The sequence below is a fragment of the Rickettsiales bacterium genome (assembly GCA_035765535.1).
Lineage (GTDB): Bacteria > Pseudomonadota > Alphaproteobacteria > Rickettsiales > JABCZZ01 > JABCZZ01.
In genome coordinates this window covers 158,084-184,971 of sequence record DASTXE010000001.1, presented here as the reverse complement: position 1 = coordinate 184,971, position 26,888 = coordinate 158,084, and the positions used below count along the sequence as shown (strand labels likewise).

Here is a 26,888-nt window from a genome sequence, read left to right as displayed (position 1 = left end):
CCCTGCGACTATAAGCCGCAGGGTGTCAAGAGGAAGGGCTATTACTGAATGATCTGGTCGAGCTGCTGCAGGAGCTGGTCGGCTACCGTCAGGAGCTTCGAGTTCGCACCGTACGCCTGCTGTGCAACGATCAGGTTCGTAAGCTGCGAGGACAGATCCACCGTAGACTGTTCCAGTGCCGAAGACTGAATACCGCCGGTGCCGTTCGTGCCTGCATCCACCGAGAGCGCCGCACCGGAAGCCTGCGTATCCTTGAAGGCGTTGCCGGAAACCGCTTCCAGACCGTTCGGGTTATCCACCGAAATAAGCGGAACCTTGAACACTTTCTGACTCTGGCCGTTGCTGAAGCTTTCGATCACGTAACCATCCGAGTCAATGCTCACCCCGGTTAACTGACCGGCAGAAGAACCGTCCTGCTTCACCAGTGTGGCATTGGAAGCTGCCGCAAACTGGCTTAGACCATTAGTTTTATTTAATGTGCCAAAATCCATTGTAAGCGTGCTGGTGCTGGCGCCATCTATCCAATCGACACTGAAATTTTTAAGTGAGTTAGGCTGCACACTATTCAATGTTCCATCTCCATTAAATACTATAGTGCCAGCTGCAAGCTGCCCATCAGGGCGCGCATTCAACCCTAAATCTGTCACAGGGACAGCTGTCATTTCCACTGCCCAAGTATTAACTCCAATTTTTGCGGTGTTAAAAGCAATCGTATGACTAACGCCAAGTGAATCATATATTGTTATATTCCTTGTAAACTGTGGAGTAACCTTACCACCTGACATATTTTTATTGGCATCATTAGGATCATATTTTACCGCAAATGTGCCAGTATCAAATAAAGCAGGATTACCATTTACATTTAAGGTAAGAGGAGAATTTCCGTTATCCTTAAAACCAAGTTCTGCTAAAATACTACCTGTATTGCTTCCAATATCTTGAAAATCTATCGTCGCTTTCGGATCACTTGAATTAATGCTTATAGTTGATGCGCTTGTAGGCTGATTCACTGTTGCAGTAAAGGCAGGATATGTATTTATCTGCGCTGCCAAGCTATTCAATGAATCAAAACGTAACTGCTTAGTTGTGCCTATTGTCGTAGCCTGAGGAACATCTTCCAGTCCTAATTCCCCTTTCCAATCGATGCCTTTACCACTGGATGTATCACCTAGCTGACCGTTGATGAAAGTAATTCCTTGGTTTGCATCTGTTGCACCGACGTAAAGACGGCCATTAACGACACGCGCAGTCAAACCAGATGTATCGTTAATTGCATTCACAAGATTGCTAAGGGTATTAAATTGCCCTTGTGAGGGATCCGGTGTTCCGGTAACATATTTAAAAGTAAAAGTTCCATTACTAGTAGTAGATATCTGGAAACTGAGTGCATTCGGATCAAACGGCGCGGTAGTAGAATTAGTTAGAAAATCTCCGCTAGCCGAAGTTGCATCCAGAATATTGCCTGCGAAGGGGTAGGTACGATTCGCAAAACTTACCCCTGTTCCCCCACCATTAACACTACCAGCGGTAGCTGTTGCACCCGAAGCAGTAAAAGTAAAGCCGGACGCACTAACACCTGTAACTATTTGTTTGCCATTGATAGCGCTAGAAGGAATACCATCTATTGTGCCTGTAGCACCTTCAATATCCACAATCTGTCCTATCGCATAGCCATTATTAGGAGCGGTGACACTTATAGATCCGCTACCGGACGATACAGTCGTAAAAGGGTTAGTTTGATTTAAAAATGACTGAGGCTTAAAAGCTCCAACGTTTATCCCAGTACCACCACCATTTGTTACAGTGGTAGTCGCTCCTGGAGCATTAACAACAAATTGGATAGTATTGGGTGTCACACCTGTATTTACTGCAGTAATGGTCTGCGTTGTATTTAATAAACCGACCGGGATTCCTCCTAAACTTGATCCTTGTATTCCTGAAATGTTGATTTCCTGTCCAACTTTAAGACCTGTACTCGGAACATTCATTGTTATTGTAGTAGGGCCAGCAGCACCACCTGTAAATGAAATGATATTGCTCTTATTTAAATATGCTGTTACCCCAGCAGGACTCACTGAACTTCCGAGTAATGCATTTTCTGTTGCGCTGTCACCACTTCCTGTTATTCCAGTATTGGTAATGCTACGCCCAACTGTGAAGCCACCATAAGTAAAGATACCCGTTGTCGATGAAGTACCATTTGTCTGTATTTGAAACTGATCACCTCGCACTAACAGATTTGGATCACTAGAGTCGTAATCATTACCTACAATAATGCTAGTAGCATTATTGCTGGCGTTACTCGTGTTGTTTGCGTTAAATCCTACCGTTTCACCTGCGCCAAGTAAAATCGGCTGCCCCCCCTGTGAAGTCGGCAGCAGGCTCGCGTTCAGGTTAGCAGAGATGGCAACGTTTGTCGTTGGAGTTGCCACACCGGAAGCATTGCTCTGGATTCTTACCGTAGAAAGCGAAGTTGTCGGGTCCGTGCTGTTGCCCGGCTTTGCCCCGGTGCTGGTCAGCGCCCAGCCCTGCAGGAACATGCCGTTAGCATTCACGAAGTTACCGCTAGCATCCTGCGTGAAGGAACCTACGCGGGTATAAAGAAGCTGTCCTTCCCCTGCGGTTGCCGAGGTATTGACCGCGAAGAAACCGTTGCCGGAAATCGCAAGGTCCGTGCCCGAAGCCGTACCCTGAATCAGGCCCTGCTTGCTCACCAGCTGCTGGTTGCTGCTGATAACGCCGCCCGGCGAGAAGGTCGTGGTGCCCGAAGGAACGACCAAGCTGTTGAATGCAGCGGTTTCTTCCTTAAAGCCAACTGTGTTGACGTTGGCAATATTGTTAGAAATCTGCCCGATTTTGTTCGACTGGGAGTTAAGCCCTGATACACCTGCGAACAATGCCCCGAAAATACCCATACAATCCCCCTGTTAAACTCACTATTACTTTGTTAATTATGAATTACTTGTTGCACTTGACCCTGTAGGAAGATTCGTAACAAGGGTGACATTCCCTTCTGGAACCTCCAGACTTCCGATATCCAGCACCACGCTGCCGTTGCTGATCGAAGCGGAAGTAACTTTACCCGTAATGAACGGAGTTACCGTTACCGCATTTCCGCCTGCGTCTTTTGCCGACACGCTGATGGTATATACGCCATCCGGCTCCTGTGCGCCGGTGTAGCTATTTTTTCCGTCCCAGGTAACAACATTGTCGCCTGTATTGGTGCTGCCGGTACCGTCGAATACGGTATTACCGCTGCTGTCTTTGATGGTCACACTCGCAACACTTACACCTGCGGGCAGCGTGTAACCGAATTTTGCCGAGCCGCTTACCAGTGCTCCCTGATTGCCAGTAGCCTTGATGGTAGTGCCTACAAAAGAAGCAGCGTTGCTGACCTGACCGGACTGAGAGCTGGCAACCAGCTGTTTCAGCAGAGTATTGCTTTCCACCTGCTGCTGTACCCCGGCAAATTCTACCAGCTGCTGGGTGAACTGATTGGAGTCGACCGGGCTGGTCGGATCCTGGTTCTTTAACTGTGTGGTCAACAGTGTCAGGAATGTGTCGAAGTTCCCTGCAAGGCTTGTCAGTCCGCTCGACGAGTTGGAGCTGGATGAGCTCGCTGCCTGCTGCGCTGCTGATGTTGGTGATATTGTCATAACCCTTCTCCTATACTCTTATATCTAATCCGGTGTTGACCGTTAGCTGATAAGAAGCATTTATCGTGCCAATTTCCGCATCGTCCTCAATCCCGCCGACAGCGGCCACTTTTGTGTATCCAGCGGCATTATTCCCGTTGTTATTATTGCCATTCTGCTGCTGGTTAAGGCTGAAATTCAGGCCGCCACTATCCGTTTTAATACCGATATTGCGCAGCGCCGATTCCAGCGACTTTGCCTCATTTTGCAGCATCGCCATCGTCTGGCGGTTATCCGCCGTGATGGAGATGGAGGTTTTGCCGTCGGCAGTGGTGCTCATCTGCACTTCCACCTTGCCCAGATCTGCCGGTTCCAGCTGAATCCTAATCAGGCTGGAGCCTTCGGCCGCGTTGCGAATCTGCACCAGCACCTGCTCAGAGACCGGTGTTGCGGGCTGATGCAGCGCATCACCGAATTTTACTGTATTGGCTACTGGCATCGTATTATGAGCCGCATTATGTGCCTGCATCGCAGCCAGAAACATATTGGCCGTATCTGCAATCGCATTGCTATCCTGATTGCTGCTTGAGGACGTGCCTGCACCCTTTCCATCCTGCGGAGATGTAAGTATCTGCATGAGATCAGAAATGGCAGATTGCAGCTGATCCGCCTGGCTGTTTTTGCTGCTATCTGTCGCCGTTGCGATTACAATATTTGTGGCATCAGCCAGAGTATCGCCGCCAACCGACTGTTTTGCCTGCGAATTACCGCTACCTTGCTTGCCAAGATTGCTTTTTGCGGCATCTATGAGGCTACTAATCATCTTATCGAACGGATTAATCGCATCTGAAGCCTGAGGAATCGGAATGCCTGAGGAATCGCTATTCGTTGTAGCCGTTGCAGTATCACCGGTATCGGCCGTATTTGCGAACTGTTTCTGCAGTGACTGGGCCAGCTCTGTGAGCACCGTTGCCGCGCTTTGCCCGTCAGAAGTTATCGTCATGGAATTCAGTTCCGAAGATAAAGCCTGCGCATTGGGCTGCTGGCTCAATTGCTGCAACAGCGCCATAAGCTGCGACATCATCTGGGCCAGTGCATCGCTGTCTTTAGACAGGTCTTTACCGGTATCGGGCTGCTGCGTATCGCTGGGTGTATTGGTTTGCGCAGTATCTGTTGCAGTAGCACTTGCTGTCTGTGTGCCCTGGCCGAAGGAAGAGGCTTTTTGCAGCAATTCCTGCAAAAGCTGCTGCAACTGCTGTAACAGGCTCTGATCCTGTGTTGAAATGGATGAGGAAGCATCTGCCTGTGGCTGCGCATCATCCTGCGTTCCCACCTGCCCGCTTCCAGCCTGCGCCAGCAGAATAACCTGCGCTATGTCATTGAGAGTATTGTCTGTTTCCGTGTTATCGCTGCTGTTACTATTTACGTCTGCATTGCTGTTATCGGCAGGGGCAGCACCGGTATTACTTCTGGCGGTTAAGTTATTATTATCATTATTGTTTGTGGTAGTATTATCATTATTACCGTTATCGGTTTTCTGTCCCTGCTGCGATGCCTGCGATGACGTTTGGGAGGCTTTAGAACCTGACTGAGATTGAGAATGATTATTCTGAATGTGCGTATTGTTATTTTGCTGGGTACTGCTGTTCTGAACCGAATTCAGCATTTTGCTGAAATGGCTTCCGGTATCCATATTGCCAGCCTGGCCGGATGCGCCTACCGTGCCATCCTGCTGGCTGTTATTCTGCACATCGCTTGCCGTCTGCGACTGCCCGCCTGTTTGCGCATTAACGGGAGGTAACGATATGACGACGGGTGCTATATTGTTTGACATGCTTTAATCCCAGAAATGAATTTACCCATTCCTGCAAGCAAGCCTCATGCCAATATCAAGCCAATGGAATAATTGCAAATATAACAATATGTTAAATTATTACTCCAAGCTTTCGTTCTATAACAAAGGGTCAAAATTTTCTACTTATCAGAACCCGCGTCGCTTGAAATAGTCGCTGAGCGTGTCACCCGAATCTTCCTGCTGACTCTGGCTGCTACCGCTGCCCAGATTTTTCCACCATGTTTCCAATGTACCTGGCTGGTTTTCGGTGTTTCCCTGGCTGTTATTGTCCTGCGGTATAGCATCCTGGCTCGGAGTCTCTTGATTATTACTGTTCTGGCTGTCGTTGCCGGATCTGCGGCGGCTCATCCAGCTTTCCAGCGTATCGCCTTCCTCCTGTGAACCGGACGAGCGCTTGCTGCTGAACCAGCTTTCCAGCGTTTCCCCCTGACCGTTATTATCCGCCGGTTGATGGGCATTGAGCAAGCCCTGAACAGAGCTGTTATCCTGGCCGTTATCAGCCGGTTGAGGATTATAATGGGGGATAGTCCCAATCGTTTTTATCATGCTCTCATTATCTGCTTTTGCCAGTATGCGGGGCACCAATACCGTAAAATCGCCTCCTGACTGCATACGCCCGGCCAGCTGTTCAGCCGCATAGCCGCTACCGAAGAAAATATCACCTCTCAGCGGTCCGCGTATGGCGCTTCCCGTATCCTGCGCGATCATCAGCGAGCGACTTACCAGGAAAGGATAGCCTTCCGTACCTGGCAGCACCGTATCCACAAAGACCGGCATCCCGAGCGGAATATAATTCTGGTCAACCGCCAGCGAACGCCCCGGAGTCAGCGCCACCTGCTGTGTTCCATACGGTCCGCCGTTCACTTCCTGAAAGAAGATATAAGAAGGATTCTGCCACATGGTCTGCCACATGCTTTCAGGATGATCGTAAAGCCACTGGCGGATCACTTGCATGCTGACGCCCTGTTTATTAATCAGTCCTTTTTGCACGAGGTAACGGCCTATGGCAACGTAAGGCTGCCCGTTACTGCCTGCGTAGCCCACATGAATGATCTGGCCGTCGCGCAGCTGAATGCTTCCCGATCCCTGAATCTGCATGAAAAATAACTGTACAGGATCATCCACAAAGGCAATCACGCCTGCCTGATTGCGAAGGTAGCCGGAGTCAATCTGCTGGCGGCTATAGGTGGTGCCACCCGGCGGCATTGCGTATATCGGATAGAGAAAGGGCGCCTCAGGAGTGCGGGAACCATTCAATAGCGGTTCATAATATCCGGTCAGAGAAGCGCGATTGCTGCGGTTGCTACCTACCCTCATGGGAATAAATTCATTTTCAAAGAACTGGCGTGCGGAGGTTTCATCGGCGCCATTGACCAGAGACGCCTTGCGGCAGATGTTTTTCCAAACTACAGCCGGGGCAAGGAATGTATTTTTACCGATTGCATCCGTATCGCTACGGTTCATTAAGGCGTCGCAGGACCCCATGAAAGCCACGAATGCTTCCACGTGATTATCTTCATTCCACCCCGCAATATCCCTGAAGTCGATACGGCTTAACGTCATTGTTTCCTGAGCCGATCCGTGCGTATTGGGCTCGCACCCGGTCATCAGGAATAACAGCAATAACATCCAGCTTCTATACGCTATCAAAGCTCTTCCTACACTCACCTGCGTCATTCCATATTATTGAGAATCTGTTGTCACTTGCGCACAACGGACATGTTGCAGCGCAAATCCCTGCCTTGAAGGCACGGAAACAGCCTGTTAGGAGACTGTGTATCCCGCAAATTTACTTGCCGGGACGGGACGCAGTATAGACGGAAGCTATTAATTTTTGATTAATGCGGCGTTCCGCAAACCGTAGCCTAGGTCGCTACGATTTTCCAGTTAGGGTCGCGCGAAGTGACATCGCGCTCAAACGTCCATATGTCGATTGCCTTCTCTATCGTTGAAGGATCGCCACCCACCACCTTATTATCCTTGTCGCGCATCACGTTGATTTGCTCCGTGGTAAACTGGATGGTGATATTAGCTATATTGCCTTTGATCGTGGCCTCTGTGATATCCGCCGCTGCAATGGAAACCAGCGTCGTTTCCCTGCGCGAATTGCTGGATATGCGCATATCGATATCTTCCGCGAAACGCTTGAAACGTTCTTCAGACAGGACTGCGCGCAGTTTTTCCTTATCGCCTCTGGAGAACGCTTCCACAACCCACTCAAATGCCACTTTAGCACCAGCCAGGAAATCGGACGTGCTAAAGGATTTATCCGCGTCACGGATGGCCTTCAGCCCATCTGCTATTGCTTTATTATCCTGAAGATGCGGTGGAACGAGTTCTTCTTCACCTTGTTTGCCATGCGGCTGCCCGGAGAATATGTCCTGCGCTTCCGGATTGATGTTACGGGTTGCGTTCTTCCACACTTCCCGCGGATCGATTCCGCTGTCGCGCCCAAGCATGGAGCGCAGCCGTAATAACAAAAAGACGGCTACAATGCCTAAAAATACGATGTCGCCATACTGGAAACTGTCATTCATAGGAAAGCTTTGCAGGTTTGCGGGCAGTTATGACAGGCAAAACGGCCCCGCGGCACTCTGTGCACTGGCGGAGCCGTATATTCTTGAAGCGGGTATTAAACCTGCTGATAAGGAATCGGGGTCTTTTTTACCGGATCCATTACCAGTTCGCCATTTTCATACTGTGCGGCGATATAGCGGCGGTTACGGTTGATGAAAAGCACCGGCTTTACCTTCTTACCGTTATACACACGCAGCTCGGTGATCTTGCCACGATTTTCTGGATTATTCTTACTGCTCATGTTACCCTCTTTTTTACAAATTAATGCTGCAAATTTATTACGTATCCTGAAAAACGCAATAAATTTGCAAAAAACCGCACTGGAAACTAGCGTCAATATAATGTTAATTGTATAACTTGCAAGCATTTATTCGGTGCAATGCCATTAACCTGTTTTTTCCATATACCACACAACACCATGAAATATATAGCCAAATACTGTGCAGCAAGCCTATTTTATGCCTTATGCTGCAGTGTATCCTTGACCCCCGCCTTTGCACAGGCCGAGCAGTCCCCTGCTGCCCCGGCTCCCAAAGGGACGCCTAAGGACGCTATACCTTTCGGTGATTATCTTGCAGGCAAATTTGCCGAATCCAGCGGCGACAGCCAGAAAAGTATCAAATTTCTTCAGGAATCGCTTGCCCGCGATCCGAATAATCAAGACGTCCTATCGAATCTTTACCGTGAATATATTGCCGAGGGCAACATTACCCAGGCTGTCGCCACTGCTCAAAAACTAGGCGGCAATAAAACACTGGATGACGGCAATGATTTTTCACCCAATCTCCTGTTGTGTACGGAAGCGGTCAAACGCGGAGACTTTGCAGCTGCCGAGAAATTCCTGCAATCCGTGCCCAAAACCGGTTTCAATACGCTGCTCGTGCCGTTGATGGAGGCGTGGCTTAAACTTGGCAATAAAGAAATAAAGGCTGCCCTGAATGCCAAGGATATCATGCATAACGACAAGATGATGCTGCCTGATATTTATCTCAATGCTGCCTATATCAATGAAATCGCAGGTTTTGGCCCCGAAGCGCTGCAGCAATATGAAACTGCGGCAAACGACCCTAATGTAGTCTCATTGCGCGCGCTGGAAGCACTCGCGAATTATTATGCAAGACATGACAAGAAAGATAAATACAAGCAATTGGTTGATTCCTATACTGCCGTCCACGGTGAAACAATTCTTGCGGAAGATGCTTTAGGTTCGCAGCCGCCGAAACCGCTTGTTGCCAATGCCTCCGAAGGATTAGCGGAAGCATTCTATACGATTGCCGGCCTCTTCCACGGCGTACGCGCACCGACGGACGAGATTACAACATTGAAGATTGCCCTCTTCCTGCGCCCGGATTTTGCTGCCGCGCAATTTCTGCTCGCCAGCACGTATGAGCTGGAACGCGACTATAAACATGCCATAGAAACCTACCGGTCCATTGCCAAGGATTCCCCTTATGGAATTCAGGCGCAGATTATGGCGGCATACGACAAGAGCGAACTGGGAGATAAACCCGGGGCAGTCAGCGATCTCGACGCCATCGCCCAGCAACATCCCACCATGGTTTCCGCATTACTGGCTAAAGGAGATATTCTGCGCATACAGGGACAATATGCCCAGGCCATTGAGTCTTATGATGCTGCGCTGGTTCGCCTTAAGACGCCGCAGAAGCCGAACTGGATTATCTTTTTCTCGCGCGGCATCTGTTATGACAAGCTCGGACAGTTCGAAAAAACCGAACAGGATATGCAGAGCGCCCTGAAACTGAGCCCGGAAGATCCTGATGTATTGAATTACCTCGGTTACAGCTGGCTGACCAAGCATCGCAATATCGCCCAGGCGAAAAAGATGATCAGCGAAGCCTACGATGCCCGGCCGGAAGATGCGCAGATTATCGACTCCATGGGGTTCGCCCTGTATAGCGAAGGGGACTTCAAGGATGCACAGGAATATTTTGAGCAGGCGCTGGAACGTATTCCCGATGATCCGACGGTGAATGAGCATCTTGGCGACACTTACTGGCAGCTGGGCCGTAAAACGGAAGCGGGTTACCAGTGGAGACGCGCGCTGGATTATAAACCTGACGAGCAGACCCGTAACGCATTGATGGAAAAACTTGCGCACGGCCTTGCGCCGATTGCTCCGATCAGCAAAGCGGACGCGAAGAAGACACCGAAATCATTGGAAGTGCAATGAAGACGATAAGTGCCACCGCTGCCGCCAAGATTAATCTTTACCTGCATATTACCGGTAAGACTGCAAATGGCTACCATGCGCTGGATAGCCTGGTGGCGTTTGCTAATACAGGCGATGTGCTTGAAGTTTCTCCCAGCGACCGTGTTACTTTACGCATAAGCGGAACTTATGGCGCTGCGCTTTCCTCTCAGGACAACCTTGTCATGAAAGCGGCAACAGCGCTGCAGCAGCGTTTCCACATTAAGGAAGGCGCCGCCATCAGCCTGCAGAAACAATTACCTATCGGCTCCGGCATTGGCGGCGGTTCGGCCGATGCAGCCGCTACATTGCAGTTGCTCACGCGCCTGTGGAAGATCAATGCGGAGCCGCAGGATATGCAGGAACTTGCCCTGTCGCTCGGTGCGGATGTTCCGGCCTGCCTGCAATCCACATCGCTTTACATGAGCGGTATCGGCGAAGTTATTGAACCCGGTCCGCGTCTTTCGGGCCTGTTCATACTGCTGGTCGGTACAGGTGTTCCGCTACTGACGCGCGATGTATTTGCAGGTTATCAGGGCCAGTTCTCACAGGCTATGCCCCATATGCGCCGTTTCGCTTCCAATGAAGAATTGATCCGCTTCCTAAACAGCACAAGAAACGATCTTCAGGATGCCGCCATCGCACTGATGCCGGAAATCGCTACAATATTGCAGGCACTCAGTACAGAAAAGGACTGTTTGCTTTCGCGCATGAGCGGCAGCGGCTCGACCTGTTTTGGCCTGTTTGCAAAACGTAAATATGCTGAAGACGCGGCCATCCGCTTAAACAGGCAATATCCCGGCTGGTGGATAAGAGTGGCAGGGTTACTCTAATGACGAAACGTAATAAACTTCGCTACAAAAGCCAGGGAAACACCTTTCCTACCATCACCATGACAGGAACCGTATTACTGCGGATGTTCGACGATGAGGGACAGGAAGTCGCAGGCGATTATGTTAAGGGAGACCTCCAGATATTTCTCAGTACGGATTCGCAGGTTATTCCCGAAGCCAGAGGTGATTATCAATCTATCGGTCTGGAAGGTTACCTGAAAGCCAATGTGTTCGATGGCAAAGGCTGGAAACCATTATCGCTGGAAGAGTTCTTTCCGGGAAGAGAGCATTATTTCAGCAAGCGCGAGCGCCCTATCGATACTTACCATATGTGCCTTCCTATTCTGGAAGCCACTCAAGGCACCGTGCTTGCACGTACTTACCGCGAACATTACCGGATTGCCACACCGGGCGATATTGGAAATCACTGATTAACGGCTAAGGGTATTTTTTACGGAATCGAATGCACGGCCTTTATTCAGGCCTGCATCCAGTGCTGTAAGAAGCGCAGTGGTGGCCAACGCAACCGAAGCCACTTTCACAAACTGCAGCATGCCTCCTCTGCGCTCGGGAGGACGGCCTTCCATTGCAGCTGTTTCCTGTCTGTCACGCTGGGTGCGTGATGCCCATGTAGTTGCAGCAACAGCCGCACCGGCAACAGCCATAGCCGCCAGGCCATGCTTGGTATTATCGCTCATGCCCTGATCATTATTGCCATTGCTGTTTCCGCCACCTGACGGAAATAATTCTCCTTTACCGGAGGCGATTTGCACTCCGTAATCATTCAGGGCGCGCTGATTGACATAGCCCCTGCCGCCTGCTGCAGAATATACAGCCAGCACTCTCTCGTCTCTCACTTTACCCCGGTCATACATCACTGTTACGTCTTGTCCGCCACTATCCTTATAGGTTAAAAGTTTGATATCTCTTCCATGAGCCTGCTGAAGATTTGTAAGCGTAGTTATATCGTCAGTGGTTATCTGCCTGCGCGACATGCCTCCCTTATCTGCCAGTTCCTCAGCAGTCTTTAGCATTCCGGTATGCGCATTTTTATGGGGGAGATGAATATTAACATATTCCGGTGACACATATAGCGTTCCATCCCGATAGAAAATTTTCAGGGGATCTTCGGGATTTGGGCCTTTCATCCCATCTCCCACTACTCTATCATTTACCTCACGCTCTCTTATCGCAAAGTATATCCGCGCGGCATCGTTGGATATATTATACTCTTTTCCATGACTGACCAGTACTGCCGCAGCTATTGCATCCTGATCTGAATCATACCGAAGACGGTTATGCATCGCCCCTTTTTCTATACTGCCTACCGGTGTCGTCGATCCTTTGGGAGTAATCAGTAAATGATTCGGATTACCTGGGGTGCTTTCTCGTACATCAAAACTGCGAACGAGCTCGGCCACGAAAGCATCGTATTTGCCCATTTTTCCTAGATCTATATCAATGACGGCCATTTAGCATTCCACACTATGAACATCACTTTAGTATAACCGATAAAACTTAACGGTGTATGAAGATTATATGACAATATATAAAGACATCCTGAACTTTCCGCCACTTAAGCCTTTTTAATGCTTAAAGAAAAACAGGCCCGGAAAACCGGGCCTGTCATTTTTGCTTTATGCTGCTGCGGCTACGCCCGGTTTGCGCGGCCTGAAGAAACGGCGGCGCCTGTTTCCCGCGCCTTCGGGACGGGGACGTCTTGCTGCTGCCTCCTGTTCGGCTTTAGCTGCGGCAGGATCCATCAGCCTCTGGATAGCACGCCATTTAAGCCTGTCTTCGGGAGAGATAAGGCTGATGGCCGAACCTTCTGCCCCTGCCCTCGCCGTTCTGCCGATACGATGCACATAATCTTCCGCCGCATGTGGCAGGTCGAAATTGATCACGTGGCGGATGTGGTCGATATCCAGCCCGCGTGCTGCCACGTCGGTAGCCACCAGAATCCGGAATCTGCAATCGCGGAAAGCCGCTATTACGCGGTCGCGCTTGCTTTGCTTCAAATCGCCGTGAATAGTATCCGAATCCATTTTCTGTTTGTTCAGACGAATGGAAAGCCGCTCAGCCCCACGTTTGGTCTTCACGAATATAATGACCGAGCCTTCGCGCTTTTGCAGCTCGGACATCAGCAATTCATATTTATTGGCATCTTCCGTGTGAACGACTGCGTGTTCCAGCTTTTCGCTGATCTGCGGCGGAGCATCGTGATCGCCGATCGTAATCCTTTCCGGGTTATTCAGGTATTTTGCCGAAACTTTCATGATATTGGCGGGCATAGTCGCCGAGAACATGAGCGTCTGGCGCACCTTGGGCAGAAAACGCGCAATCTGGTCGAGCTGCACGGAGAAGCCCATATCCAGCATGCGGTCGGTCTCATCGAGCACCAGGAAGCTTGCATCATGCAGCATCAGCGTGCCACGTTCGATATGATCATTGATGCGCCCCGGCGTGCCGACGATAATACGCGGGCGGTTGCGCAACTGGATAAATTGCGGTCCCATCGATTCGCCGCCGATGAGCAACGCCGTATTGAGTGTCTTGCTATTGCCAAGCATCTGCTTAATGACACCCATGACCTGCGTTGCCAGCTCACGTGTCGGCGTCATGACAAGTGCCGAGCCGCGCGGGTTGGACAAAAGCTTTGTTACCAGCGGAATAGCAAAAGCGGCGGTTTTGCCGGTGCCGGTCTGCGCACAGGCAAGAATATCGCGTCCTTCAAGCGCTACGGGAATCGCCTCAGCCTGAATCGGCGTCGGGGTGGAATATTGCATGCGCGTCAAATTATCTTTCAGCGCCTGCGGTAAATTAAATGTGGAAAAATCTTTTTTCGTTTCAGCAGCAACTACGGTTGCCGTTTCAGTCTGTTCTTGCATTGTTATTCCTAACTCTGGATATGATAAACATCCTGCCTGCAACATGCGGACAGTACGTATGCTCCCGGCCAGTCCGGGGCATAGCACTCTTTATTCAACGCCAGAAAAAGTAAGAAAAACTTGCAAGGCCACTTCTTATATGTGCCTTACGGCACCACCGGTAAATTCCAGGACTTTGTCCCGCCGGCGACTGTCATCAACTAGAGCAATTGGAAAAGCTTTATATCCTAGTTTTGTCCCAAAAGCCAGAGAAAAAGGCCATTGCATAATTCCGCCCGCTCATGTAGACAATCCCCTAGGGCTGAATCTAAGGAAAATTATATAAGTTAATGAAATACATACTTGGTAATTGGAAAATGAATGCAACCCACGCCGAGGCTGCCGTCCTTGCGCGCACGCTGGCGGCATTGCCTGTGCCCGGAAATGTAAAAACTGCGCTTTTTCCTCCCTTTACCAGCCTACATATTGTCGCTGAGGCAGCTTCCGGTTCCGCTCTTGGATTGGGTGCCCAAGACTGCAGCATCGAAGAAAAAGGCGCATTCACGGGAGAAATCAGTGCTTCCATGCTCAAAGACAGCGGATGCAATTATGTTATCGTGGGCCATTCGGAACGCCGCACGTTACACGGTGAAACCAGCGCAACGGTCAAGCGCAAGGCAGAAGCTGCCATCAGGGCGGGACTTGTTCCTGTGATCTGCGTCGGCGAGCATAGCGCCGAGCGTGAATCCGGGAATTATCTGCAGGTTATCAGCCGGCAAGTCGAAGAATCTCTACCTGCACTTGCTTGCGATATGCTTGTGATCGCCTATGAGCCTGTCTGGGCCATTGGCACGGGTAAAATACCGAGCGTGTCAGATATCACGGAAGTGCATAAAACTATTGCCTCCTTATTATATCGTGCTACATCAGTGGCGGTGAATGCTCCTGCAAAGACGGCGATCGTTTACGGCGGTTCGGTCAAAGCGGCGAATGCGCGGGAAATCCTGGCAGCGGAAGCGGTTGACGGCGTGCTGGTGGGTGGCGCAAGCCTGAATGCAGATGAGTTTGGAAAGATTATTGAAAGTGCCGGAAGCCTTGGCTAACAAGCTGGGGAGCGGTTCTAAACAGAGGGGGTTATGTATACAGTTCTGATCGTGATTCATGCGCTTGTAACACTTGCATTGATCGGCATTATTCTTGTGCAGCGCAGCGACGATAGCATGGGACTTTCCGGCAGCTCAAACACGAGCTTCATGTCCGGCCGTGCAGCTGCAAGCTTTTTGACGCGTACGACAGCTGTGCTCGCCACGATCTTTATTCTGCTAAGCCTTGCCATCGGCATCCTGACGTCGCATAATCATGACCAGCGTTCCGGTTCCATCGTTGACAAGATCGCCAACACTCCTGCTCCCAAGGTTGAACCCCAGAAGGAACAGGCTCCGGCTAAACCCGAACAACCTGCTGTACCGCGCCCGGAATAAATTATGAGTAAAACGTCTTCTAAAACCCGCTTCATCTTCATCACAGGCGGGGTGGTGTCTTCGCTTGGCAAGGGTTTGGCCTCATCGAGCCTTGCCGCCTTGTTACAGGCTCGCGGCTTTAAAGTACGCCTGCGCAAGCTTGACCCCTACCTCAATATCGACCCCGGCACGATGAACCCGACTCAGCACGGTGAAGTGTTCGTGACGGAAGACGGTGCGGAAACGGATCTCGATCTCGGCCATTATGAACGTTTTACCGGCGTGGATGCCAAACGCAGCGATAACGTCACTGCAGGCCGTATCTATTCCACCCTGCTTTCAAAGGAACGCAAAGGCGATTATCTCGGTCATACGGTGCAGGTTATTCCGCATGTGACGGACCTGATTAAGGATTTCATCCTCAATGAGACGGCCGGCGAAGATTTTGTGCTGTGCGAAATCGGCGGCACGGTTGGCGATATTGAAGGCTTGCCGTTCTTTGAAGCGATCCGCCAGATTGGTTACAAGATGGGCCGTTCGCGTGTGCTGTATATGCACCTGACGCTGGTGCCTTATCTAGCAGCTGCTAAGGAACTCAAAACCAAGCCGACGCAGCATTCTGTAAAGGAGCTGCGCTCGATAGGTATTCAGCCGGACATTCTGCTGTGCCGCGCGGAACGTGAAATTCCGCTTAGCGAACGCAAAAAAATTGCGCTGTTCTGTAATCTTACAGAAGATTCTGTTTTCCAGGCATTGGATGCACGTTCAATCTACCAGGTGCCGTTGCATTATTACGACCAGCATCTGGATAAAAAAGTGCTGGAACATTTCGGTATTGAAAGCCCTGAACCGGATCTGACGAAATGGCGCGAAATCGTAAAACGTTTCGAAGAACCCGCCGGTGAAGTCACGGTTGCCATCGTCGGCAAATATAGCGGCATGGGCGATGCTTACAAATCGCTGAACGAAGCGCTCGATCATGCAGGCATTGCGCATAACGTCCGCGTGAACCAGCACTGGATCGACGCCAAGGATTTCGAGAAACAAGATGTTGCCAAGAAGCTTAAAGGGGCTGATGCCATTCTCGTTCCCGGCGGCTTCGGCGAGCGCGGTGTGCTGGGCAAAATCGCTGCCATTACCTATGCACGCGAAAACAACATACCGTATTTCGGCATTTGCTACGGTATGCAGGTCGCAATCGTCGAGTTTGCCCGCAATGTGCTCGGCATCAAGGATGCTACTTCAAGCGAACTTGGAGAATATAAAGGTAAAGACAAGCGCGGTTCACTCGTAGGTCTTATGACCGAATGGGAAAAGGACGGCGTCAAACACAAACGCAGCGCTGAAGACGATCTCGGCGGTACGATGCGCCTGGGTTCCTATGACTGTAATCTGGTCGAAAACAGCCTCGTCCATCATGCCTATGGCAAGAAGAAGATCAGCGAACGTCACCGTCACCGCTATGAGGTGAATGTAGGATATGCCAAGGAAATGGAAAAAGCCGGTCTGAAGATCAGCGGCATTTCGCCATCAGGCAAGCTGCCGGAAATCGTTGAGCTTTCTGAGCATCCGTGGTTTGTCGGCGTGCAGTTCCACCCTGAACTTAAATCCCGCCCATTTGCTCCGCACCCGCTTTTCTCGTCGTTTATCGGCGCAGCGATCAAACAGTCTAAGAAGCAGGCTTAATCACTAATTTACTGGATGTTGCCGCGTGTCGTTCCTGCAAGCAGGAATCAGCAGCACGTTGACAGGTAACATGGTAATCTGGATGCCAGCTTTCGCTGGCATGACAAGATTAAATTTATTCGTTAGTGTTTTACGACAGCATCCGTATCGCCGTTCGGATAGGCAGGACCGAGAGGTTTCGGCGGAGGTGTCGTGCAGGCCGGAAGGCCCTTCTTCACATTTTCATCGCTCGCTTTCTGGCCTGCTTCGGTAATGCATTGCCAGTTTTCGCAGCGTTTATTCACCACCGGAAAATTTCGTGTCGAACAATCGGCCCAGTGATAAACCGAGTGGCAGCCGCCAAGCACAAGGCTCAGCGGCACGCACAGCATTACGGTTTTAAAGCGGCAGATTGTCATGCTTTTTCCAAGGATTCTGTAATTCCTTGTGCTTCAGTATAGACAATGCACGGCAGATGCGCCAGCGGGTATTTTGCGGGCGGATCACGTCATCCACATAACCGCGCGAAGCGGCTGCGAACGGAGATGCAAATTTCTCCTTATATTCTGATACCTTCGCATCTACTTCTTCCGGGCTATTGAGCGAGCCGCGGAAGATGATTTCGACTGCGCCCTTGGGACCCATTACCGCCACTTCAGCGCTCGGCCAGGCGTAGTTTACGTCACCACGCAGATGCTTGGAGCTCATTACGATATAGGCACCGCCGTACGCTTTACGCGTGATAACGGTGATTTTCGGCACGGTGGCTTCGGCATAAGCATAGAGCAGCTTCGCGCCGTGCTTGATGATGCCGTTATGTTCCTGTGAAGTACCCGGCAGGAAGCCCGGCACGTCCACGAAGGAAACGAGCGGAATGTTGAACGCGTCACAGAAGCGCACGAAACGTGCGGCCTTGCGGGAAGCGTCAATATCCAGACAGCCAGCAAGGAACATCGGCTGGTTGGCGACGATACCGATCGTGTTGCCTTCCATGCGGGCAAACCCGACGATGATATTCTTTGCGAAGTCCGGCTGGATCTCGAAGAAGTCGCCTTCGTCAACTACGCGTTCCAGCAATTCCCTCATATTGTACGGGCGGTTCGGATTCGCCGGAACCAGCGTGTTGAGGGACATATCGACACGGTCGGCCGGGTCGGTCGTCGGACGCCAAGGCACACCGGTCTTGTTTGAAAGCGGCAGGAAATTGAACAGGCGGCGGGTCTGCAGCAACAGTTCAATATCATTATTATAAGCAAGGTCAGCCACGCCGGTTTTATGCGTATGTGTGTCCGCACCGCCGAGCGCTTCCTGCGAAACGACTTCGTGCGTCACAGTCTTGACCACGTCCGGGCCGGTTACGAACATATAGGACGAACCGCGCACCATCATAGTGAAATCGGTCAGCGCCGGAGAGTATACCGCACCGCCCGCGCATGGGCCCATGATAAGCGAAATCTGCGGGATCACACCGCTTGCGCACACGTTACGCTGGAAGATTTCCGCGAAACCGCTCAGCGAGTCCACACCTTCCTGAATACGCGCACCGCCGGAGTCGTTAATGCCGATGACCGGCGCTCCGGCCTTCATCGCCATATCCATGATCTTGCAGATCTTGCGGGCGTTGGTTTCAGACAGCGAACCGCCAAGTACGGTGAAATCCTGGCTGTAGATGAAGACCAGCCTGCCGTTGATCGTGCCGTGGCCGGTGACAACGCCGTCACCCGGAATTTTGCTTTCTTCCATACCGAAGTTCGAGCAGCGATGCTCGACGAACATATCGTATTCTTCGAATGAATCCGGATCGAGCAGCACTTCAAGACGCTCACGCGCCGTCAGCTTGCCTTTCTCATGCTGTACATCCGTACGCTTCTGCCCGCCGCCCTGACGCGCACGGTCACGTTTCTGTTCGAGTTCGGTAATAACGTTAGCCTGCTGCATAATTCTCTCCGGCTCTTATTTACGTTTCAAAGCATTTCTGCCGCCAAACACTGCCTGGCTGCCGAGCTGTTCCTCAATACGGATCAGCTCATTGTATTTCGCTGTGCGGTCGGAACGCGAAAGCGATCCGGTTTTAATCTGACCGCAATTCGTTGCCACCGCGATATGGGCGATGGTGGTATCTTCCGTTTCACCGGAACGGTGTGACAGGATCGCACGATAACCAGCCTTGTGCGCCATTTCCACGGCCTGCAGGGTTTCGGTCAGCGTGCCGATCTGATTGACTTTCACCAGCACCGCATTCGCAAGCCCTGCGTCAATACCCTTGGCAAGAATCTTCGGATTGGTCACGAACAGGTCATCACCCACGAGCTGTATTTTACCGCCAAGTTTATCGGTAATGGATTTCCAGCCCTTATGATCGTCTTCGGCCATTGCGTCTTCGATGGACACGATCGGATATTTCTTCACGAGCGCTTCATAATATTTCACCAGCTCTTCCGCGCTACAGGTTTTGCCTTCGCCTTCGAGAACGTATTTGCCCTTTTTATGGAACTCGCTGGAAGCGGCATCCAGAGCAAGCAGAATGTCGTCACCTGCCTTATAGCCAGCTGCCTTGATGGCTTTCATGATATAGGAAAGCGCTTCGTCCGCGCTTTTCAGGTTAGGCGCAAAGCCGCCTTCATCTCCTACGTTCGTGTTGTGTCCTGCTTCGGACAGCTGTTTCTTCAGGCAATGGAATACTTCGCAACCCATGCGGATCGCATCCAGCATGGATTCCGCTCCGACCGGCATGATCATGAATTCCTGGATGTCGATGGGATTGTCGGCATGCGCACCGCCATTGATGATGTTCATCATTGGCACCGGCAAGATGCTTGCATTCACACCGCCGATATAGCGGTAGAGTGGAAGGAAAGAGCTGTCTGCCGCTGCTTTAGCCACCGCCAACGATACACCAAGCGTAGCATTTGCGCCGAGACGCGCTTTGTTTTCCGTGCCATCCAGTTCGATGAGCAGGTTGTCGATCTTTACCTGATCCGTTGCGTCCATGCCCAGAAGCGCATCGGAAATTTCGTTATTGACCTGAGCAACTGCCTTTTTCACGCCCTTGCCGAGGAAACGCTTTTTGTCGCCATCACGCAGTTCCAGTGCTTCCAGCTTGCCGGTGGATGCACCAGAGGGCACTGCGGCGCGGCCAATGAAGCCGCTTGCCACTTCCACATCCACTTCTACAGTCGGATTTCCGCGGCTGTCGATAATTTCACGAGCTTTAATCGAAACGATCTCGGTCATTGCTATACTCTTTTACTGTTGCTTAGGTTTGTAATCTGCGGGTGCGGGGCATTTGTCGGTAGCAAAGTTTTCAAAGAAATCATCCTGCCCGCCATAATCCTCACGCGTAATTTCTGCAAGGGCTGCATCCAGAACCTTTTTATCGCTCCTGGTACCCTTCTTCGCGGAATGAATCTTCGTATAATCACATACTATGTGGTCGCAATGCAGCTCATTGATCTGTTTGCTCAATTCCGCTTCCCGTTCCGGCTCCCCACCTCCGACTTCACCGGCGAGGTGAACGCAGTCATGCAATCTTTCTATGAATTGTTCCGCCGCATTCGAGCAGGGAAGTGTTTTTCCATCCACTTCGCATGCTACCGCGCCATAAGGCAGAAGACCTATGAGCAGCACCGGCAGACAATATCGTATAGCAGAAGCGAGCATGGCGATTATTTCTTCCCTGTTGCTTTTGTAAGATTGTCTATCTCTTTAAGGGATTTTAGCAAATCTGCAAGCTCGGAAAGTTTTACCATGTTCGGACCGTCGGAAGGCGCATTATCCGGGTCCTGATGGGTTTCCATGAAAATTCCCGCGACGCCTACGGCAGCGGCAGCGCGCGCCAGCGGCGGCACGAAGCGGCGGTCACCACCGGAAGAAGTGCCCTGCCCGCCCGGTTGCTGGACGCTGTGGGTCGCATCAAAAATAATCGGGTAGCCGGTTTCCGCCATGATCGGCAGTGCACGAAAGTCCGTGACCAGCGTGTTATAACCAAACGATGCGCCGCGTTCTGTCAGCAAAATCTGCGAATTGCCGCCCGCTTCGATTTTATCCGCCACGTTTTTCATGTCCCACGGTGCGAGGAACTGGCCTTTCTTTACATTTACCACCTTGCCGGTCTTTGCCGCAGCGAGCAGCATATCGGTCTGGCGGCAAAGGAACGCCGGAATCTGCAGAATATCGACTACTTCCGCCACTTCTGCGCATTGCTGTTCGGTATGCACATCCGTCAGCACCGGGCAGCCGAAAGTCTTTTTGATTTCCGCAAATACAGGCAGTGAATCCTTCAGGCCAATGCCGCGCTTGCCTTTCAGGCTTGTGCGGTTGGCCTTGTCGAACGAGGTTTTATAGATAAACGGGATATTCAGGTCTTTTGCGATGCCAACGAGCTTTTCTGCCATCATCATCGCGTGATCGCGCGTTTCCATCTGGCATGGCCCCGCAATCAGGACAAACGGCAGATCGTTGCCAAACGTTACACCGCCAACGGAAACATGCTTATGCTGCATCGCCATTATCCTTACTTATGTTTCTTCAATTCTTCTGCGATCAGGAATGCCAGTTCCAGGCTCTGGGATGCATTCAGGCGCGGGTCGCAATGCGTGTGGTAACGGTCGGCGAGATTCAGCTCCGAAATCGCCTGCGCACCGCCGAGACATTCCGTCACGTCCTGCCCCGTCATTTCGAAATGCACACCGCCACCATGCGTCCCTTCCGCCTGGTGAATGGCGAAGAAGCTGCGCACTTCCGACAATATGTCGATAAATTTGCGCGTCTTGATCCCGCTGGGCGATTTGATCGTGTTACCATGCATCGGGTCGCACGACCAGACAACGGATTTGCCCGCATCCCGCACCGCACGCACCAGCGGCGGCAGGAACTGATCGATCTTCTCTGCGCCCATACGGCAGATCAGTGTCAGCCTGCCGGGCTCGTTCTCCGGATTCAGAATGTCGCACAGGGAAAGCAGCGCATCCTTCGTGATGGAAGGGCCGACTTTCATACCGATCGGATTGCCCACACCGCGCAGGAATTCCACATGCGCTTCGTCCGGCGAGCGCGTGCGGTCACCGATCCAGAGCATATGCGCAGAACCGATATACGGTTTATCATCCGTTTCATCGCGGCGCGTCAGGGCTTCTTCATAGCCAAGCAGCAGGGCTTCATGCGATGTGTAAAAGCTTGCTTCGCTCAGCTGTTCCATCTCGTCCAGCTGCAAGCCGCAGGCTTCCATGAAGCGTAGCGACTCGTTGATGTGATTCACCAGCAAGTGAAAACGCTTGCCCTGCATGGAGTTCGCAACGAAATCCATGTTCCAGCCGCTGATCTGGCGCAGCGACGCATAACCGCCTTTGGCCAGCGAGCGCAGGAAGTTCAGCGTGGAGGCCGACTGGTAATATACTTTCAGTAACCGTTCGGGATCGGGGAAGCGCGCCTCCTCGTCGAACTCGATCCCGTTTACCATATCGCCGCGGTAGCTCGGCAGGGATTTATCACCCTGCTTCTCCATATCGTCCGAACGCGGCTTGGAGAACTGGCCCGCAATACGGCCGACCTTGACCACCGGCACACCTGCGCCATACATCAGTGCGACGGTCATCTGGAGCATCACGCGGAAATAATTACGCAGATTCGGCTCATTGAATTCCGCAAAACTTTCGGCACAGTCACCGCCTTGCAACAGAAACGCCTTGCCCTGCGCAGCCAGCGCCAGCTCGCTTTTAAGCTTACGCGATTCGCTGGGGGAAACGAGCGGCGGCAGCGAGCGCAGTTTGCCCGCAACTTCACGCAGCGCAGCTTCATCTTTGTACGTTGGCTGCTGCTTAATGGGGAGTGAACGCCAGCTATCGAGTGACCAGTTTTTCATATTGCTACTTAAAAGAAAACATTTCAGGGATGGACGGGGGCTTGTTCCTGCATCCATTGCAGATAGTCCGGGTTGCCGCCGCTCAGCGGCACCGCAACGATTGCCGGACAGGCGTAGGAATGCATGCTTTTGACCGTTTCAATAATGCTATCCATATGCTCTGCAAACGTTTTCAGGACGATCACGACCTCGTTATTCTGCTCGATTTCCGCGTTCCAGTGATACAACGACGTCACATGATCGATAATATTGGCACAAGCGGCGAGTTTTTTACCCAGCAGCTCGCGCGAGAGTAAAATAGCCTCTTCCCGATTAGGGGCGGTTATGTATATTAAAGTCGCTGATGTCGTGTTCATGATGTCTCTATATAACCTTGAGGAAAGGAAATCGCAATGAAGAAACTGCTTCTATTGAGTATTACCGCTTTGACCCTTACCGCCGGCAGCGTTTTTGCCGCCAGCGCCGGGACTGAGCCTAAACCCACGCCTGCTCCCATGGAACATGCCGGTCCTGGTGGAGAAATGGATATGCATCATGAAGAGATGCACCATGAATGGACACTTCAGGAAGCCCGCAAACATGCCCATGAAATGGCTGACAAGCTCGACAAGATGACCGAGGCGGAATGGGCAGAGCACCAGAAAAAGCGCAGGGAATTCAAAGAGAAGATTCACAATATGTCGCCTGAAGAGCGCAAGGAATTCTTCAAGAACATCCATGAGAAGCACATGCGTAAGCATGACAAGGATGCTGGCGGTGCCGCACCCGCCGGAAGCGCTCCGGCTGCAACCGATGCGCCGGCAGAAAAGAAGTAATACTTGTCAACAGGTTATAATAACGCAGCCGCTTCGCATGGATATACAGAAAATTGCCTTTGGCTCGCCTCTGTACGATCTCAGCAAGCGGTTGCGGGAACAGGTCCTCCGCCTGCCGCTTGGGCTGGTTCTTAGCGCCCAGGATACTGAAGGAGAAGAAAACCAGATTCATATTGCTGCCATCGCTCCCGATGGCAGCGTTACCGGAACTATTATCCTAAAGCCAGCCTCCCCCTCTTTATACGAAATTCGCGGTGTTGCGGTGGCTGTGACGCTTCAGGGCAAGGGCCTTGGCCAAAAGCTTGTTTCATTTGCCGAACATACAGCAAGGCAGGAAGGTGTACAGCGCATTGAAATGGCAGCTCGTATCACGGCTCAATCCTTTTATGAAAAGCTTGGCTACCGCATCTATGGCGAGCCATTTATCAAGTCGACCATCCCGCACATAAAGATGGAAAAGTTAATTGCTTTTGGCACATAATTACCGTAACTTCCAACGTAAGCTCACCTCTTTACTCATCAGCATGCAACAGTATGATTACACTACGTAATTTCCAGAACAGAAAACTCGGCGTCATGGGACTCGGCAAAGCCGGGATCTCCACTGTTTCAAGCCTGCTCGCCAGCGGAGCGGATGTCTATGTATGGGACGACCGTGACGAGAGCCGCAGAGCGCTCCTGCAAAGCGGCAGCGGTATGGCAAGACCGCAGATCATGGATCCTATTAACTGGCCCTGGAAAGAACTGAGTGCACTCGTGCTCGGTCCGGGCGTACCGCTAACCCATCCCAAACCGCATTATACAGTGGATATGGCGCAGGAAGCCAATATTCCGGTTATCGGCGATATTGAGCTATTCTGCGAGGCACAGGCAAGTGCGCAAAAAATTGCTATCACTGGCACGAACGGTAAATCCACCACAACTTCACTCATTGGCCATATACTGCAATCCGCAGGGCGCAGGGCGGAAGTGGGCGGCAATATCGGCATCCCCGCTCTCTCGCTGCAACCTGTGGGCGCGGATGGCTGCTATGTGCTGGAGCTTTCCTCTTACCAGCTGGATCTGGTGCGTACATCCCACTTCAATATTGCATTGCTTCTGAATTTCACGCCGGACCATATCGACCGCCATGGCAGCATGGCCGGATATGTTGAAGCCAAATCGCATATTTTCGACCGCCAGAATAAATATGATTACGCGCTCATCAGCGTGGATGACGATTATTCGCGTTCCGTTTATTCGGAACTGAAACAACGCAGCAAGGCGAATATCATCCCCATTTCGCGCCTCAATTCCCTGAAAAACGGCGTGTTCGTGGATAGGGAGGGTGTGCTGCACGACAAGATCGATCCCGCAAATCCGGTAGCGGTAAAGATTTTCGACATCGCCAACCTGACAGGCCGCCATAACTGGCAGAATGCTGCTTTTGCCTATGCCGCCTGCAAGGTTTACGGACTGGCCGTGCGTGATATTGAAAAGGGACTGCACAGCTTCCCGGGCTTACGTCACAGATTGCAGATCGTCTCTACGATTCACGGCGTGCGCTTCATCAATGACAGCAAGGCAACCAATGCGGATGCGACTTCCAATGCACTGGCTCCTTTCTCCAATGTTTACTGGATTGCGGGCGGACGTGCGAAGGAAGGCGGCATCGAGCCGCTGGCCCCTTATTTTGACAGCATTACCCATGCATTCCTGATCGGTGAAGCAGAGGAACAATTTGCATCTACGCTGGAAGGACGCGTTCCCTATACACGTTGCGGCACGCTGGCTAATGCGTTTGAAGAAGCTTCAAAGAAAGCTTTCGCGGATCGTAAACAAAACGCCGTGGTGCTGCTTTCACCCGCCTGCGCTTCTTTCGACCAGTGGAAGAATTTTGAAGAGCGCGGTGACGCATTCTGCAAGATGGTGGAAGATCTACTCGACCAGGTGATTCTGGGCAAAAAGTAAAAGCGTAGGCGAAAGCCACCTGCTGGAAGGGAATAGGATGAGGCTCGACCGCACAAGCAACAGTATCGTAGCCCGTTGGTGGTGGACCATCGACCGGCCTACCCTGCTTGCGCTGTTCATGCTAATCTGTGTCGGTGCAGTTATGGTTACCGCTTCCAGTCCGGCGGTCGCTGTGCGTATCGGCGTCAACGAGTTCCACTTCATTCATCGTCAATATGCCTTCCTGCTGATTTCGCTGCTGGTCATGTTCGCAGTTTCACTGCAACCTCCACAGAATGTCCGGCGTCTTGCGATCATCGGCTTCATGATCAGTATCGCGCTGATGGTGGTGCTGCCATTCGTAGGAATGGAAATCAAAGGCGCAAAACGCTGGGTGACTATTATCGGCATTTCCATACAGCCCTCTGAATTCCTGAAGCCGTGCATGGCGGTTGTTACCGCCTGGATATTTCATCTGCGCGAATCGCACCAGGATTTTCCGGGCTGGCGCATCGCTATTGGCTTATACGCTCTTGTTATCGCGTTGTTACTGATCCAGCCGGATCTCGGCATGGTCGTGACCATTTCCGTCATGTGGGCGATCCAGTTTTTCCTGGCGGGCATGCCGCTCTTCTGGGTTCTGGTGATGCCGTTCTGCGGAGCTGGTGGCCTGTTCGTCGCCTATCATGTGTTTGCGCATGTAAAAAAACGTATCGATAACTTTCTCGACCCCAGTTTCAGCAATAACTACCAGGTTGCCAAATCGCTGGAAGCTTTCGCCAGCGGCGGCTGGTTCGGACGTGGTCCTGGCGAAGGTAAAATCAAGCTGCAGCTTCCCGACTCGCACACGGACTTCGTTTTCGCCGTGGCATGCGAGGAATTCGGCATTATCGCTTGCCTGATCATTCTGGGCCTGTTTGCCTTCATCGTCATTCGCGGGCTGATCAATATGTGGAAGGAAAATGATTTCTTCACCGTGATTGCCGTGGCGGGGCTGCTCGCGCAATTCGGCATACAGTCGATCATCAATATGGGCGTGGCGGTCGATATGCTTCCCGCCAAAGGCATGACATTGCCATTCTTAAGTTACGGCGGTTCCTCACTCGTCGCTATTGCGCTGGGCATGGGCATGATGCTCGCCTTTACCCGCAAGAAATACGGTCACATCGCCGCCAGGAGATAA

At 51.5% G+C, this 26,888-nt stretch carries 25 protein-coding genes; 10 read left to right on the top strand and 15 right to left on the bottom strand.

The genetic code is table 11. The features are described from left to right. Positions 1–41: 41 nt before the first annotated feature. The 6 genes from VFT64_00980 to VFT64_00955 form a co-directional block, all read right to left on the bottom strand. Positions 42–2,915, bottom strand: coding sequence for a flagellar hook-basal body complex protein (locus VFT64_00980; protein HEU5046396.1), 2,874 nt, complete (start codon positions 2,913–2,915; stop codon positions 42–44). A 36-nt stretch (positions 2,916–2,951) separates the two neighbouring features. Then, positions 2,952–3,656: a flagellar hook capping FlgD N-terminal domain-containing protein gene (locus tag VFT64_00975; GenBank protein ID HEU5046395.1), complete on the bottom strand. Its 705-nt coding sequence runs from the start codon at positions 3,654–3,656 to the stop codon at positions 2,952–2,954. Between the two features lie 10 nt (positions 3,657–3,666). Then, entirely contained in the window at positions 3,667–5,469 is a 1,803-nt protein-coding gene (locus VFT64_00970; protein ID HEU5046394.1) for a flagellar hook-length control protein FliK, read from the bottom strand. Positions 5,470–5,616: 147 nt separating this feature from the next. Continuing rightward, entirely contained in the window at positions 5,617–7,119 is a 1,503-nt protein-coding gene (locus tag VFT64_00965) for an MltA domain-containing protein (GenBank protein HEU5046393.1), read from the bottom strand. A 236-nt stretch (positions 7,120–7,355) separates the two neighbouring features. Further along, positions 7,356–8,027, bottom strand: coding sequence for a Tim44/TimA family putative adaptor protein (locus VFT64_00960; protein HEU5046392.1), 672 nt, complete (start codon positions 8,025–8,027; stop codon positions 7,356–7,358). 95 nt (positions 8,028–8,122) lie between these two features. After that, complete coding sequence (locus VFT64_00955) at positions 8,123–8,308, bottom strand: hypothetical protein (GenBank protein HEU5046391.1); 186 nt, start codon at positions 8,306–8,308, stop codon at positions 8,123–8,125. A 240-nt stretch (positions 8,309–8,548) separates the two neighbouring features. Here VFT64_00955 and VFT64_00950 point away from each other — a divergent pair, with 240 nt between their 5' ends. The 3 genes from VFT64_00950 to VFT64_00940 are packed head-to-tail and all read left to right on the top strand — an operon-like array spanning position 8,549 to position 11,540. After that, on the top strand, positions 8,549–10,258 hold the full coding sequence (locus VFT64_00950) for a tetratricopeptide repeat protein (GenBank protein HEU5046390.1): 1,710 nt from the start codon (positions 8,549–8,551) through the stop codon (positions 10,256–10,258). Next, positions 10,255–11,109, top strand: coding sequence for a 4-(cytidine 5'-diphospho)-2-C-methyl-D-erythritol kinase (locus tag VFT64_00945; GenBank protein ID HEU5046389.1), 855 nt, complete (start codon positions 10,255–10,257; stop codon positions 11,107–11,109). Before VFT64_00950 ends, VFT64_00945 begins: the two co-directional genes overlap by 4 nt. Then, the gene (locus tag VFT64_00940) at positions 11,109–11,540 is read left to right on the top strand and encodes a hypothetical protein (GenBank protein ID HEU5046388.1); all 432 of its coding nucleotides are present in this window, start codon (positions 11,109–11,111) and stop codon (positions 11,538–11,540) included. The genes VFT64_00945 and VFT64_00940 overlap by 1 nt, the downstream gene beginning before the upstream one ends. Here the strand turns inward: VFT64_00940 and VFT64_00935 are convergent, their stop codons facing one another. Together VFT64_00935 and VFT64_00930 are read right to left on the bottom strand one after the other, a co-directional pair. Next, positions 11,541–12,581, bottom strand: a complete 1,041-nt coding sequence (locus VFT64_00935) for a hypothetical protein (GenBank protein ID HEU5046387.1) — start codon at positions 12,579–12,581, stop codon at positions 11,541–11,543. A 165-nt stretch (positions 12,582–12,746) separates the two neighbouring features. Next, positions 12,747–13,997, bottom strand: coding sequence for a DEAD/DEAH box helicase (locus VFT64_00930; GenBank protein ID HEU5046386.1), 1,251 nt, complete (start codon positions 13,995–13,997; stop codon positions 12,747–12,749). Between the two features lie 329 nt (positions 13,998–14,326). Between VFT64_00930 and tpiA the strand changes: the two genes are divergently transcribed. From tpiA to VFT64_00915, 3 genes are read left to right on the top strand one after another with little or no spacing between them, the layout of a single operon-like run. Continuing rightward, positions 14,327–15,079 (top strand): triose-phosphate isomerase, encoded by a 753-nt coding sequence (gene tpiA, locus VFT64_00925; protein HEU5046385.1) that lies wholly within the window; start codon positions 14,327–14,329, stop codon positions 15,077–15,079. A gap of 33 nt (positions 15,080–15,112) precedes the next feature. Next, positions 15,113–15,457, top strand: coding sequence for a preprotein translocase subunit SecG (secG, locus tag VFT64_00920; protein ID HEU5046384.1), 345 nt, complete (start codon positions 15,113–15,115; stop codon positions 15,455–15,457). Positions 15,458–15,460: 3 nt separating this feature from the next. Continuing rightward, complete coding sequence (locus VFT64_00915; protein HEU5046383.1) at positions 15,461–17,122, top strand: CTP synthase; 1,662 nt, start codon at positions 15,461–15,463, stop codon at positions 17,120–17,122. A gap of 122 nt (positions 17,123–17,244) precedes the next feature. On the opposite strand, the gene VFT64_00910 is transcribed toward VFT64_00915, so the two are convergent. From VFT64_00910 to cutA, 7 genes are read right to left on the bottom strand one after another with little or no spacing between them, the layout of a single operon-like run. Continuing rightward, complete coding sequence (locus tag VFT64_00910; GenBank protein ID HEU5046382.1) at positions 17,245–17,520, bottom strand: hypothetical protein; 276 nt, start codon at positions 17,518–17,520, stop codon at positions 17,245–17,247. Further along, positions 17,501–19,039 carry an acyl-CoA carboxylase subunit beta gene (locus VFT64_00905; protein ID HEU5046381.1) on the bottom strand — a complete coding sequence of 513 codons (1,539 nt, stop codon included), beginning with the start codon at positions 19,037–19,039 and terminating at the stop codon, positions 17,501–17,503. Before VFT64_00905 ends, VFT64_00910 begins: the two co-directional genes overlap by 20 nt. 15 nt (positions 19,040–19,054) lie before the next feature. After that, a complete protein-coding gene (gene eno, locus VFT64_00900; protein HEU5046380.1) occupies positions 19,055–20,335 on the bottom strand; it encodes a phosphopyruvate hydratase in 1,281 nt (426 codons plus the stop codon). Between the two features lie 12 nt (positions 20,336–20,347). Then, positions 20,348–20,761 carry a hypothetical protein gene (locus VFT64_00895; protein ID HEU5046379.1) on the bottom strand — a complete coding sequence of 138 codons (414 nt, stop codon included), beginning with the start codon at positions 20,759–20,761 and terminating at the stop codon, positions 20,348–20,350. A gap of 5 nt (positions 20,762–20,766) precedes the next feature. After that, positions 20,767–21,603, bottom strand: coding sequence for a 3-deoxy-8-phosphooctulonate synthase (gene kdsA / locus VFT64_00890; protein ID HEU5046378.1), 837 nt, complete (start codon positions 21,601–21,603; stop codon positions 20,767–20,769). A gap of 11 nt (positions 21,604–21,614) precedes the next feature. Then, positions 21,615–22,961 carry a 3-deoxy-7-phosphoheptulonate synthase class II gene (locus tag VFT64_00885; protein HEU5046377.1) on the bottom strand — a complete coding sequence of 449 codons (1,347 nt, stop codon included), beginning with the start codon at positions 22,959–22,961 and terminating at the stop codon, positions 21,615–21,617. Between the two features lie 23 nt (positions 22,962–22,984). Next, positions 22,985–23,317 carry a divalent-cation tolerance protein CutA gene (gene cutA / locus VFT64_00880; protein HEU5046376.1) on the bottom strand — a complete coding sequence of 111 codons (333 nt, stop codon included), beginning with the start codon at positions 23,315–23,317 and terminating at the stop codon, positions 22,985–22,987. Positions 23,318–23,353: 36 nt separating this feature from the next. On the opposite strand from cutA, the gene VFT64_00875 reads away from it, so the two are divergent. The 4 genes from VFT64_00875 to ftsW are packed head-to-tail and all read left to right on the top strand — an operon-like array spanning position 23,354 to position 26,888. Further along, the gene (locus tag VFT64_00875) at positions 23,354–23,776 is read left to right on the top strand and encodes a hypothetical protein (GenBank protein HEU5046375.1); all 423 of its coding nucleotides are present in this window, start codon (positions 23,354–23,356) and stop codon (positions 23,774–23,776) included. 37 nt (positions 23,777–23,813) lie between these two features. Next, entirely contained in the window at positions 23,814–24,257 is a 444-nt protein-coding gene (locus tag VFT64_00870) for a GNAT family N-acetyltransferase (protein HEU5046374.1), read from the top strand. Positions 24,258–24,310: 53 nt separating this feature from the next. After that, positions 24,311–25,726 (top strand): UDP-N-acetylmuramoyl-L-alanine--D-glutamate ligase, encoded by a 1,416-nt coding sequence (murD, locus tag VFT64_00865; protein ID HEU5046373.1) that lies wholly within the window; start codon positions 24,311–24,313, stop codon positions 25,724–25,726. A 37-nt stretch (positions 25,727–25,763) separates the two neighbouring features. Further along, positions 25,764–26,888, top strand: a complete 1,125-nt coding sequence (gene ftsW / locus VFT64_00860; GenBank protein ID HEU5046372.1) for a putative lipid II flippase FtsW — start codon at positions 25,764–25,766, stop codon at positions 26,886–26,888.

Coding starts and splice junctions, on each gene's coding strand:
- VFT64_00930 (HEU5046386.1), bottom strand. CDS start 13,997: ATGCAAGAACAGACTGAAACGGCAACCGTAGTTGCTGCTGAAACGAAA.
- VFT64_00970 (HEU5046394.1), bottom strand. CDS start 5,469: ATGTCAAACAATATAGCACCCGTCGTCATATCGTTACCTCCCGTTAAT.
- cutA (HEU5046376.1), bottom strand. CDS start 23,317: ATGAACACGACATCAGCGACTTTAATATACATAACCGCCCCTAATCGG.
- VFT64_00915 (HEU5046383.1), top strand. CDS start 15,461: ATGAGTAAAACGTCTTCTAAAACCCGCTTCATCTTCATCACAGGCGGG.
- VFT64_00975 (HEU5046395.1), bottom strand. CDS start 3,656: ATGACAATATCACCAACATCAGCAGCGCAGCAGGCAGCGAGCTCATCC.
- eno (HEU5046380.1), bottom strand. CDS start 20,335: ATGACCGAGATCGTTTCGATTAAAGCTCGTGAAATTATCGACAGCCGC.
- VFT64_00935 (HEU5046387.1), bottom strand. CDS start 12,581: ATGGCCGTCATTGATATAGATCTAGGAAAAATGGGCAAATACGATGCT.
- murD (HEU5046373.1), top strand. CDS start 24,311: ATGATTACACTACGTAATTTCCAGAACAGAAAACTCGGCGTCATGGGA.
- VFT64_00980 (HEU5046396.1), bottom strand. CDS start 2,915: ATGGGTATTTTCGGGGCATTGTTCGCAGGTGTATCAGGGCTTAACTCC.
- VFT64_00940 (HEU5046388.1), top strand. CDS start 11,109: ATGACGAAACGTAATAAACTTCGCTACAAAAGCCAGGGAAACACCTTT.
- VFT64_00870 (HEU5046374.1), top strand. CDS start 23,814: ATGGATATACAGAAAATTGCCTTTGGCTCGCCTCTGTACGATCTCAGC.
- VFT64_00965 (HEU5046393.1), bottom strand. CDS start 7,119: ATGTTATTGCTGTTATTCCTGATGACCGGGTGCGAGCCCAATACGCAC.
- VFT64_00945 (HEU5046389.1), top strand. CDS start 10,255: ATGAAGACGATAAGTGCCACCGCTGCCGCCAAGATTAATCTTTACCTG.
- VFT64_00875 (HEU5046375.1), top strand. CDS start 23,354: ATGAAGAAACTGCTTCTATTGAGTATTACCGCTTTGACCCTTACCGCC.
- tpiA (HEU5046385.1), top strand. CDS start 14,327: ATGAAATACATACTTGGTAATTGGAAAATGAATGCAACCCACGCCGAG.
- VFT64_00905 (HEU5046381.1), bottom strand. CDS start 19,039: ATGCAGCAGGCTAACGTTATTACCGAACTCGAACAGAAACGTGACCGT.
- VFT64_00955 (HEU5046391.1), bottom strand. CDS start 8,308: ATGAGCAGTAAGAATAATCCAGAAAATCGTGGCAAGATCACCGAGCTG.
- kdsA (HEU5046378.1), bottom strand. CDS start 21,603: ATGCAGCATAAGCATGTTTCCGTTGGCGGTGTAACGTTTGGCAACGAT.
- VFT64_00895 (HEU5046379.1), bottom strand. CDS start 20,761: ATGCTCGCTTCTGCTATACGATATTGTCTGCCGGTGCTGCTCATAGGT.
- VFT64_00960 (HEU5046392.1), bottom strand. CDS start 8,027: ATGAATGACAGTTTCCAGTATGGCGACATCGTATTTTTAGGCATTGTA.
- VFT64_00885 (HEU5046377.1), bottom strand. CDS start 22,961: ATGAAAAACTGGTCACTCGATAGCTGGCGTTCACTCCCCATTAAGCAG.
- secG (HEU5046384.1), top strand. CDS start 15,113: ATGTATACAGTTCTGATCGTGATTCATGCGCTTGTAACACTTGCATTG.
- VFT64_00910 (HEU5046382.1), bottom strand. CDS start 17,520: ATGACAATCTGCCGCTTTAAAACCGTAATGCTGTGCGTGCCGCTGAGC.
- ftsW (HEU5046372.1), top strand. CDS start 25,764: ATGAGGCTCGACCGCACAAGCAACAGTATCGTAGCCCGTTGGTGGTGG.